At 63.0% G+C, this 10,098-nt stretch carries 11 protein-coding genes; all 11 read left to right on the top strand.

Annotated elements, in window-relative coordinates:
- Nucleotides 1-574 (top strand): GNAT family N-acetyltransferase (locus tag JOZ76_RS02990; RefSeq protein WP_291697140.1); only part of this gene is annotated, 574 nt, incomplete at its 5' end.
- A 63-nt stretch (nt 575-637) separates the two neighbouring features.
- Complete coding sequence (locus JOZ76_RS02995) at nt 638-1,342, top strand: glutathione S-transferase N-terminal domain-containing protein (RefSeq protein ID WP_291697141.1); 705 nt, start codon at nt 638-640, stop codon at nt 1,340-1,342.
- Between the two features lie 24 nt (nt 1,343-1,366).
- Nucleotides 1,367-1,735 (top strand): ArsC family reductase, encoded by a 369-nt coding sequence (locus JOZ76_RS03000; RefSeq protein WP_291697142.1) that lies wholly within the window; start codon nt 1,367-1,369, stop codon nt 1,733-1,735.
- 343 nt (nt 1,736-2,078) lie between these two features.
- Entirely contained in the window at nt 2,079-2,834 is a 756-nt protein-coding gene (locus JOZ76_RS03005; RefSeq protein ID WP_291697143.1) for an ABC transporter ATP-binding protein, read from the top strand.
- Nucleotides 2,827-3,576, top strand: a complete 750-nt coding sequence (locus JOZ76_RS03010; RefSeq protein ID WP_291697144.1) for an ABC transporter ATP-binding protein — start codon at nt 2,827-2,829, stop codon at nt 3,574-3,576. Before JOZ76_RS03005 ends, JOZ76_RS03010 begins: the two co-directional genes overlap by 8 nt.
- A gap of 20 nt (nt 3,577-3,596) precedes the next feature.
- Nucleotides 3,597-4,484: a branched-chain amino acid ABC transporter permease gene (locus JOZ76_RS03015; RefSeq protein ID WP_291697145.1), complete on the top strand. Its 888-nt coding sequence runs from the start codon at nt 3,597-3,599 to the stop codon at nt 4,482-4,484.
- Nucleotide 4,485: 1 nt separating this feature from the next.
- Nucleotides 4,486-5,454, top strand: a complete 969-nt coding sequence (locus JOZ76_RS03020; RefSeq protein WP_291697146.1) for a branched-chain amino acid ABC transporter permease — start codon at nt 4,486-4,488, stop codon at nt 5,452-5,454.
- Nucleotides 5,455-5,661: 207 nt separating this feature from the next.
- On the top strand, nt 5,662-6,306 hold the full coding sequence (locus JOZ76_RS03025; protein WP_291697147.1) for a DUF47 domain-containing protein: 645 nt from the start codon (nt 5,662-5,664) through the stop codon (nt 6,304-6,306).
- 152 nt (nt 6,307-6,458) lie between these two features.
- Nucleotides 6,459-7,466, top strand: a complete 1,008-nt coding sequence (locus JOZ76_RS03030; RefSeq protein ID WP_291697148.1) for an inorganic phosphate transporter — start codon at nt 6,459-6,461, stop codon at nt 7,464-7,466.
- A gap of 98 nt (nt 7,467-7,564) precedes the next feature.
- Nucleotides 7,565-9,184 carry a peptide chain release factor 3 gene (locus JOZ76_RS03035; protein ID WP_291697149.1) on the top strand — a complete coding sequence of 540 codons (1,620 nt, stop codon included), beginning with the start codon at nt 7,565-7,567 and terminating at the stop codon, nt 9,182-9,184.
- A 321-nt stretch (nt 9,185-9,505) separates the two neighbouring features.
- Nucleotides 9,506-10,098: hypothetical protein (locus tag JOZ76_RS03040; protein ID WP_291697150.1), on the top strand; the 593-nt coding region annotated here is incomplete at its 3' end.

The raw sequence follows: 10,098 nt of genomic DNA on the forward strand, positions 1-10,098 counted from the left end.
GCCGTTCGCCGACATGGTCGATATGTCTCCCGAGAGCTTTGCCGCGCTGCACGATCTGATGCAGCCGCGCGACACGCAGGTTCTGTTCACGCCGGAGCCGGTGAACGTGCCGCCGGCATTCGAGGTTGTGGCGGCAGAGGAAGGCGAGCAGATGATCGGTACGCCGGCCAATGTTCCGGCAAGCGACGTGAAGATCGTTCCGCTGGGTTCAGCGGACGTCCCTGCGATGACGGAGCTGGTTGCGCTCACCAATCCGGGCCCGTTCGCGCCGCGCACGCACACATTAGGCACCTTTCTCGGTATCAGGATCGACGGCCGCTTGGCCGCGATGATCGGCGAGCGCATGGCGCCCGGCGACTACACGGAGATGACCGGGATCTGCGTGCATCCGGATTTCCGCGGCCGCGGCTACGCGCAAAAGCTGATGGACGTTATCGCGAAGCAGATCGTGGCGCGCGGCGAGATTCCGTTCCTGCATGTGTACGCGCACAACGCACCGGCGATTGCGCTCTATCGCCGCCAGGGCATGAGCATCCGGCGCACCATGAATGTTACGGTGGTGCGTCGCCCATGACCGCATTGATCGAATTCGCATCTCCAACGTTTGATTGCCGAGAGAAAAGCATCGCGGTGTTTCATGGTTGACATGTCATCGTTCCCCATCACGAAGCGCTGGCCGGCGAAACATCCCGACCGGCTGCAGCTCTATTCCACCGCCACGCCGAACGGCGTGAAGGTCTCGATCATGCTGGAGGAGATCGGGGTCGCCTATGAAGCGCACTATATCGATCTCGGCGCCAACGAAACCTGGACGCCGGAATTTCTTTCGCTCAACCCGAACGGGAAAATTCCCGCCATCATCGATCCGGACGGGCCCGGCGGAAAACCGCTGCCGCTGTTCGAGTCCGGCGCCATCCTGATCTATCTGGCCGAGAAATCCGGCAAACTGCTGCCCGCGGATGCCGTGCTGCGTTACCAGACGATCCAGTGGGTGTTCTTCCAGATGGGCCACATCGGACCGATGTTCGGCCAGCTGGGCTTCTTCCACAAATTCGCCGGCCGTGAATTTGAGGACAAGCGTCCGCTGAAGCGGTACGTGGACGAAACCAAGCGCCTGCTCGGCGTGATCGAGGCGCGGCTCGATGGCCGCGACTGGATCATGGGTGGGGACTACACGATCGCCGACATCGCCATGCTGGGCTGGGTGCGCAACCTGATCGGCTTCTACGGCGCGCGGGAACTCGTGGGATTCGACGACCTGAACCATGTGCCGTCTTGGCTCGAACGCGGCCTCAAGCGGGCCGCCGTCGAGCGCGGCCTGAACATTCCGAAGCGCCCTTGAGCGGCAAGACGGGCTTGTTGCGCGATGACGATCACGATCTACGGCATCAGGAATTGCGACACCATGAAGAAGGCGCGGGCCTGGCTCGACAGCCATGGTGTTGTTTACGACTTCCACGACTACAAGGCCGCGGGCATCGCCAAGGACCGATTGAAGCAGTGGAGCGATGCGCTCGGCTGGGAGACGCTGCTCAACCGCGCCGGCACCACCTTCCGCAAATTGCCCGACGCCGACCGGGAAGGTCTTGACGAAAAGAAGGCGCTTGCGTTGATGCTGGCGCAGCCGTCGATGATCAGGCGCCCGGTGCTCGATCTCGGCGGCAAGCTCGTGGTCGGCTTCAAGCCGGAGATCTATGAGCGGGACGTGAAGCCCAAGAAGCTGCCACGCGGGTGAGCTCGCATGACGTGCAGCCCGGTTGTGCCGCTGCGGCCGCGTCAGCGGCGAAGTAGCCGAATGACAGTCAATCAACCCTTGCGCGTGCAGCTCCGATTGCAGCGGCGCGAGGCCGCCTCGGGTGACGTGCTGAGCCGGTGGCGGGAGCAGCTGTCGCGGGTGCGACGTCCGCGCCCATGCGCAGCTTTCCGCCTTGCCTAACTCCCTCGAATGACGGCATATTCCGCGCCAACCGGTGCTGGTCGCGGGACGGCCCAAGACGTCCTGTGCGCGCGGCCTGCCGGTCGGAGGATAAAGAGGATAGGGAGCCGAGCGCCGGTCGCGCCCGGAAGGGGGAGGTTGTTTGGCCGACGAGTTCATTCTCGAAACCCACGGATTGACCAAGGAATTCGCGGGGTTCTTTGCGGTTCGCGATGTCACATTGAAGGTCCGCCGTGGCAGCATTCACGCGCTGATCGGCCCGAATGGGGCCGGCAAGACCACGTGTTTCAACCTGTTGACCAAGTTTCTGCAGCCCTCGGCGGGACGGATTTTCTACAAAGGGCAAGACATTACCGCCGTCGCGCCGGCCGATGTAGCCCGGCTCGGGCTGGTGCGCTCGTTCCAGATCTCGGCGGTATTTCCGCATCTGACGGCACTCGAGAATGTCCGGGTGGCGCTGCAGCGCCAGCACGGTCATTCCTTTGATTTCTGGCGCTCCAAATCGGTGCTCAACCGCTTCAACGGCCGCGCGCTCGAACTCCTGAATGATGTGGGCCTCAGCGAATTCGCCGCCGTACCGGCGGTCGAGATGCCCTATGGCCGCAAGCGGGCGCTGGAGATCGCGACCACGCTCGCGCTCGATCCGGAAATGATGCTGCTGGACGAGCCGATGGCCGGCATGGGTCATGAGGACATCGACAAGATCGCCGCCCTGATCAAGCGGATCTCCGCCAAATACACCATCCTGATGGTCGAGCATAACTTAAGCGTCGTCGCCAATCTCTCCGACATCATCACGGTGCTGACCCGGGGGCAGGTGCTCGCCGAAGGTCACTATGCCGAGCTGTCCAAGGACGAGCGCGTCAAGGAAGCCTATCTGGGAGCCGGGCATGCCTGAGCTGAGCACGGCCGCGCCCGGCGCCGTCAAGACCGCAACCGGCGGACAGATCCTGTCGGTGAAAAATCTGGAAGCCTGGTACGGCGAATCCCACATCCTGCACGGCATCAATTTCGACGTGAACGCCGGCGAGGTGGTGACGCTGCTCGGCCGCAACGGCGCCGGCAAGACCACGACGCTGAAATCGATCATGGGCATGATCGGCAAGCGCACCGGCTCGGTGCGCTTCAACAGCGAGGAGCTCATTCGCACAACCTCCGACCGCATCGCGCGCCTTGGCGTCGCGTTCTGCCCCGAGGAGCGCGGCATCTTTGCCAGCCTCGACGTGCGCGAGAATCTCTTGCTGCCGCCGGTGGTGCGCGCCGGCGGGCTCACGCTCGACCAGATTTTCGATCTCTTTCCCAATCTGAAGGAGCGGCTCGCGAGCCAGGGCACAAAACTCTCGGGCGGCGAGCAGCAGATGCTGGCGATCGCGCGCATCCTGCGCACCGGCGCCAGCTTTCTGATGCTGGACGAGCCGACGGAGGGCTTGGCGCCCGTCATCATCCAGCAGATCGGCCACACCATCGCGCGGCTGAAGCGGGAGGGCTTTACAATCCTCCTGGTGGAGCAGAATTTCCGCTTCGCCTCCACGGTCGCCGACCGGTATTACATCGTCGAGCACGGCAAGGTGATCGACGGCTTTGCCAATTCGGAGCTGTCGGCCAACATGGACAAGCTCCACACCTATCTCGGCGTCTGACCTTAAGAAAGAGTGAGGCGATGCAGGCTCTCTATGCCCAACTTCTGGTCGGACTGATCAACGGCTCGTTCTACGCGCTGCTCAGTCTCGGGCTCGCCGTGATCTTCGGCATGCTCAACATCATCAATTTCGCGCATGGCGCGCTCTACATGATGGGTGCGTTCTGCGCCTATTTCCTGCTCAATCTCGGGGGGCTCGGTTACTGGTGGGCCCTGCTCATCGCGCCGATCGCGGTCGGCATTTTCGGCATGATCCTGGAACGGACCCTGCTGCAATGGCTGGCCGGCCTCGATCACCTCTATGGCCTGCTTTTGACCTTCGGCATCGCGCTGATCGTGCAGGGCGTGTTCCAGAATTATTTCGGCTCCTCGGGGCTGCCTTATGCCATTCCCGACTATCCGAAGATCGCAGGCTTCAACGGGCTGCAGGGCGGCATGAATCTCGGCTTCATGTTCCTGCCGGTCTATCGCGGCTGGGTGGTGGTGTTCTCGCTCGTGGTGTGCCTTGCGACCTGGTTCCTGATCGAGCGGACCCGGCTCGGGGCGTATCTGCGCGCCGCCACCGAAAATCCGACGCTGGTCCGGGCCTTCGGCATCAACGTGCCGCGCATGATCACGTTGACCTATGGTCTCGGCGTCGGACTTGCGGCGCTCGCCGGCGTGCTGTCCGCGCCGATCAACCAGGTCCGGCCGTTGATGGGCGCCGATCTCATCATCGTGGTGTTCGCGGTGGTGGTGATCGGCGGCATGGGGTCGATCATGGGGTCCATTATCACCGGTTTTGCGCTCGGCGTGGTCGAGGGACTGACGAAATATTTCTATCCCGAGGCCTCCAACACCGTCGTGTTCGTGCTGATGGTGCTGGTGCTGCTGGTGAAACCGACGGGACTGACGGGACGGGCGGCTTGACATGACAGCGATGACCGACAATGCCCTGCAGGCGAGCCCACGCGCGATGCGCGACGAAATGGTCGTGTTCGGCCTCATGGCGGTGCTGCTTGCCATCGTGCCATGGACCGGCATCTATCCATTCTTCGTCATGCAGGCGCTGTGCTTTGCGCTGCTCGCCTGCGCCTTCAATCTTTTGATCGGCTATGGCGGCCTGTTGTCCTTCGGACATGCGATGTTCCTGGGGACGGCCGGTTATTGCAGCGCGCATGCGCTCAAGGTCTGGGGGCTGTCGCCGGAGCTCGGTATCCTCACCGGCACCGCGGCGGCCGCCCTGCTGGGCGTGGTCACCGGCTATATCTCGATCCGCCGGCAGGGCATCTATTTCTCGATGATCACGCTGGCGTTGTCGCAGCTGCTCTATTTCATCTATTTGCAGGCGCCGTTCACCCATGGCGAGGACGGCATCCAGGGCATTCCGCAGGGTTATCTGTTCGGCGTCTTCAACCTGGCCAATGCGACGACGCTCTACTATGTGATCCTGGCCGGCTTTCTTTGCGGCTTCCTGCTGATCTTCCGCACCATCAACTCGCCGTTCGGCGAGGTCCTGAAATCGATCCGCGAGAACGAGCAGCGCGCGACGTCGCTCGGCTACAAGACCGACCAGTACAAGCTGCTCGCCTTCATCCTCTCCGGCACGCTTGCGGGCCTTGCCGGCGCGCTAAAAGTGTTCGTGGCGCAGAATGCATCGCTCACCGACGTGCACTGGAGTATGTCGGGCGAGATCGTGCTGATGACGCTGGTCGGCGGGCTCGGCACCATCTTCGGCCCCGTGGTCGGCGCTTTCGTGATCATCGCCATGCAGCAATATCTGGCGAGTTTTGGTCAGTGGGTCACCGTGATCCAGGGCGTGATCTTCGTGGCCTGCGTGCTCACCTTCCGCCGTGGAGTCGTCGGCGAGATTGCTCACTATTTCCGTTTGTCGTTGTAGCTGTTCTGCTCGTCGAACTACCCGTGCCATGGGCGTTGCCCGAAGGGTGGCATAAAGCAGTGGATGACCCCCGACCGGGGCCGGGAGGGCCTGCTCCTTTTCCCGGCGTTCGATATATGACAGTTTCATGACGGGCCGCGTGTGTATGAACGTCAGAACCGCGACACTGGCCGGTCCATAACGCTCCATAATGAATGGATTGCATCGATGCTGCGCTGGTTTCGCGCTTTTTTGCCGAAAGAGGAACGGTTCTTCGACCTGTTCGCGCGTCACGCTCAGACGGTGGCGCAAGGCGCGATCGCCCTGCAGGGCATGCTGAAGGGGGGCGAGGAGACCCCGGTGTTCTGCCAGCGCGTCAACCAGTTCGAGAACGAGGCCGACAACATCACGCGCGAAGTGCTGACTGCGGTGCGGCGCACCTTCATCACGCCGTTCGACCGCGGCGACATCAAGAACCTGATCACCTCGATGGACGACGCCATCGACCAGATGCAGCAGACTGCTAAGGCGGTGATGCTGTTCGAGGTGCGCTCCTTCGAGCCGCCGATGCGGGAGATGGGCACCCTGGTGGTTGAATGCGCCAACTTGGTCGGGCGCGCGCTGCCGCTGCTGCAGTCGATCGGCCAGAATGTGGCGCTGCTGACCGCCATCACCGAGGAGCTGACCAAGCTCGAAGGCCGCGTCGACGACCTGCACGACATCGGGCTGAAAGAACTGTTCCTGAAGCACCGCAACGCCAACACGATGGACTTCATCGTTGGCGCCGAGATCTACGACCATCTGGAGAAGGTCGCAGACCGTTTTGACGACGTCGCCAACGAGATCAATTCGATCGTCATCGAGCAGGTTTAGAGCATGATCCGGACGCGAAGGGCCGCGTTAGCGCAAAGTGGGGACCGGTTCTCCCTCGCGACAAACGCGGAACAAGTTTGCGCGGAGATCATGCTCCACCGAAAAACCTGGAGCGCGATGGCGCTTCAGCGCATCGCGCTCTAGGGGGCGCCGTGGACACCGCCCTCGGTTTTCCGGTTCTGGTCGGGCTGATCGCGGTCGCGCTGCTGTTCGACTTTCTCAACGGACTGCATGACGCGGCCAATTCGATCGCGACCATCGTGTCGACCCGGGTGCTGCGGCCGCATTACGCCGTGTTCTGGGCGGCGTTCTTCAACTTCGTCGCCTTCGCGGTGTTCGGCCTGCATGTCGCCACCACCATCGGCACCGGCATCATCGAGCCGTCGATCGTCGATGCCAACGTCATCTTCGCGGCGCTGGTCGGCGCCATTGTCTGGAACCTGATCACGTGGGGGCTCGGGATTCCCTCGTCGAGCTCGCATGCGCTGATCGGCGGGCTGGTCGGCGCAGGGATGGCCAAGGCCGGACTCTCGGCCGCGGTCTGGAGCGGGCTGTCCAAGACCGTTGCGGCCATCGTGCTGTCGCCGCTGGTCGGCTTCCTGCTCGCAATGGTGCTGGTCGCGATCGTGTCCTGGGCCTCCGTGCGCTCGACGCCGTTTGCGGTCGACCGGGCCTTCCGCATCCTGCAATTCGCCTCCGCCTCCCTCTATTCGCTCGGGCATGGCGGCAATGACGCACAGAAGACCATGGGCATCGTCGCCGTGCTGCTGTATTCGCAGGGCCAACTCGGCGCGGAATTTTCCGTGCCCTTCTGGGTGGTGCTGGCCTGCCAGGCCTCGATGGCGCTGGGCACGCTGATGGGCGGCTGGCGCATCGTCCGCACCATGGGCTTAAGGATCACCAAGCTGACCCCAATGCAGGGTTTTTGCGCGGAAACCGGCGGCGCGGCGACGCTGTTCATGGCGACCTTCCTCGGGGTTCCCGTCTCGACCACGCACACCATCACCGGGGCGATCGTCGGCGTCGGCGCGGCGAGGCGCGCATCCGCGGTGCGCTGGAACGTCGCCGGCTCGATCGTCTATGCCTGGGTCGTGACCATTCCTGCCTCGGGGCTGGTTGCGGCATTCGCCTATTGGGCCGTGCAGATGCTAAGCCGTTAGCCCATCGGCAGTTGGATTCGGGGCGGGGAATGCCCATATCGGGAACGCCGGATTGACCCTTGATCCCCGGCATTTTCCCTGCCACATCGTCACGCCTCATGTCAGAGCTCGCCGTTACGACCGATTCGCCATCCCGCTCGCCGCTGGCCTCAGAGGTGGCGCGGCGGCGCACCTTTGCCATCATCTCGCACCCCGACGCCGGCAAGACCACGCTGACCGAAAAGCTGCTGCTGTTCGGCGGCGCCATCAATCTTGCCGGGCAGGTCAAGGCCAAGGGCGAGCGCCGCAACACCCGCTCGGACTGGATGAAGATCGAGCGAGAGCGCGGTATCTCGGTGGTGACCTCGGTCATGACCTTCGAATTCGAAGGCCTCGTCTTCAACCTCTTGGACACGCCGGGCCACGAGGACTTTTCCGAAGACACCTATCGCACGCTGACTGCGGTCGATTCCGCTGTGATGGTGATCGACGCCGCCAAGGGCATCGAGGCGCGCACCCGAAAACTGTTCGAGGTGTGCCGGCTGCGCGACATCCCGATCATCACCTTCATCAACAAGATGGACCGTGAGAGCCGCGACACCTTTGAGTTGCTGGACGAGATCGAAAAGACGCTGGCGCTCGACACCACGCCGATGACCTGGCCGGTCGGCCGCGGCCGCGATTTCGTCGGAACCTATGATGTTCGCAACGGCGGCATCCGCCTCCTCGAAGGCGGCGGCGCCAAGACCGGCGCGGCGCAGCAGATCGAGCTCGGCGAACTCACGCGCTATAACCAGAACCTCGACATCTCCGCCTTGAAGGACGAGCTGGAGCTTGCGACCTCGGCCTGCAAGCCGTTCGAGCTCGATGCCTTTCGCGAGGGACATCTAACGCCGGTCTATTTCGGCAGCGCGCTGCGCAATTTCGGCGTCGGCGATCTCCTGGAAGGTCTCGGGCAGTTCGCGCCGCAGCCGCGCGCGCAGGATTCCGACCTTCGCAAAGTCGATGCCGCGGAGGCGAGCATGAGCGCCTTCGTGTTCAAGATCCAGGCCAACATGGATCCCAACCACCGCGACCGCATCGCATTCGCGCGGCTGTGCTCCGGAAAACTCAGCCGCGGCATGAAGGCAAAGCTGGTCAGGACCGGCAAATCGATGTCGCTGGCGAGCCCGCAATTCTTCTTCGCCCAGGATCGGGCGCTCGCCGACGAAGCCTTTGCCGGCGACGTCGTCGGCATTCCCAATCACGGTACGCTTCGGATCGGCGATACGCTGACCGAAGGCGAGGAGCTGACTTTTGTCGGCGTGCCGAGCTTTGCGCCGGAAATCGTCCGCCGGGTGCGTCTGACCGACGCGATGAAGGCCAAGAAGCTGAAAGAGGCGCTGCAGCAGATGTCGGAGGAGGGCGTCGTGCAGGTGTTCCGCCCGCGCGACGGCGCGCCGGCGCTGGTCGGCGTGGTCGGCCCGCTGCAGCTCGATGTGTTGAAGGCGCGGCTCGACGCGGAATATTCGCTGCCGGTCGAGTTCGAAGTGGCGGAGTTCCAGCTCGCGCGCTGGGTGTCGTCCGACGACAGGAAGAAGCTGGACGCATTCATCGCAGACAACGCCTCCTCGATCGCCGACGATGTCGATGGCGATCCGGTGTACCTCGCCAAGAACGAGTTCTATCTCGGCTACACCACGGAGCGCGCCGAGGGCATCACCTTCACCAACGTCAAGGACGTGAAGAAGAAGGCGTGAGGGCGGCAACCTTTTGCTTGATCGGTCCGCAAACTCGGTCCACCTCTCCCCACTGGAAGAAGTGTCCTTTGGCGCCACCGAACAAGGCTGTCATCATCCGCGAAAAGCGGGTGATTCAGTACGCCGCGGCCGCTTAAGCACTGCTGTCTCTGGAATGCTGGATCGCCCGGTCAACATCAAGCCGGGCGATGACAGCCGAATGTAGTTCGGCCGAGCCTTCCGCAATGTCGAACGCGCGGGGTTGTGAAAGCGGGCTGCCTTGATGCGGCCGAGGTGGCGGACCATTTTTCACGGAGAGATGTTGCACTCTCGGACATGGTCATGCTGCGGCGTATCATCACGGCCTTCGTAATCGGCTTCCTCGCGCTTGCCTTGAACGAGACAGCGGACGCTCGGCAACGCCATCAGATCAACCCGATCCCGTTTTCCCATTCGCCCTGCAGCGTATTCGACCGGCAACCATGCACGCCGAGCTTCTGCAGTGTGTTTGGTCCCTGGCCCTGCATCCCCGAGATTTTTTACCCCTACGGCGAGAACCTGCAACTCACGATCGAGAGCGTGCCGGACCAGAGGGATGCGGCAAAATACCAGAAGCCGGACCACGACCTCGACACGATCGGGGATCTGTTTGCCGAACTGCGCTCCTGCTGGTCGCCGCCGGCGGGCGATGCGGCGCGCGAGGGCATGCAGATGTCCGTGCGCTTCAGCTTCAAGACCTCGGGCGAGATGATCGCCCCGCCGCGCCTGACCTTCGCAACCTCAGGTGTACCGGCCGACACCCGCGCCAGCTATCTCAAGGCGATCAATTCCTCGCTCGAGGCCTGCCTGCCGCTAAAATTCACCAAAGGACTTGGCGGCGCCCTGGCGGGCCGGCCGATCATGATCCGCTATGTCGACAACCGCGACCTGAACAA

The organism is Bradyrhizobium sp. (assembly GCF_019244115.1).
Lineage (GTDB): Bacteria > Pseudomonadota > Alphaproteobacteria > Rhizobiales > Xanthobacteraceae > Bradyrhizobium.

Excerpts from the sequence above, each read along its gene's own strand:
- JOZ76_RS03025 (WP_291697147.1), top strand. The coding sequence starts at position 5,662 with ATGCTGCGCTGGTTTCGCGCTTTTTTGCCGAAAGAGGAACGGTTCTTC.
- JOZ76_RS03035 (WP_291697149.1), top strand. The coding sequence starts at position 7,565 with ATGTCAGAGCTCGCCGTTACGACCGATTCGCCATCCCGCTCGCCGCTG.
- JOZ76_RS03000 (WP_291697142.1), top strand. The coding sequence starts at position 1,367 with ATGACGATCACGATCTACGGCATCAGGAATTGCGACACCATGAAGAAG.
- JOZ76_RS03010 (WP_291697144.1), top strand. The coding sequence starts at position 2,827 with ATGCCTGAGCTGAGCACGGCCGCGCCCGGCGCCGTCAAGACCGCAACC.
- JOZ76_RS03020 (WP_291697146.1), top strand. The coding sequence starts at position 4,486 with ATGACAGCGATGACCGACAATGCCCTGCAGGCGAGCCCACGCGCGATG.
- JOZ76_RS03015 (WP_291697145.1), top strand. The coding sequence starts at position 3,597 with ATGCAGGCTCTCTATGCCCAACTTCTGGTCGGACTGATCAACGGCTCG.
- JOZ76_RS02995 (WP_291697141.1), top strand. The coding sequence starts at position 638 with ATGGTTGACATGTCATCGTTCCCCATCACGAAGCGCTGGCCGGCGAAA.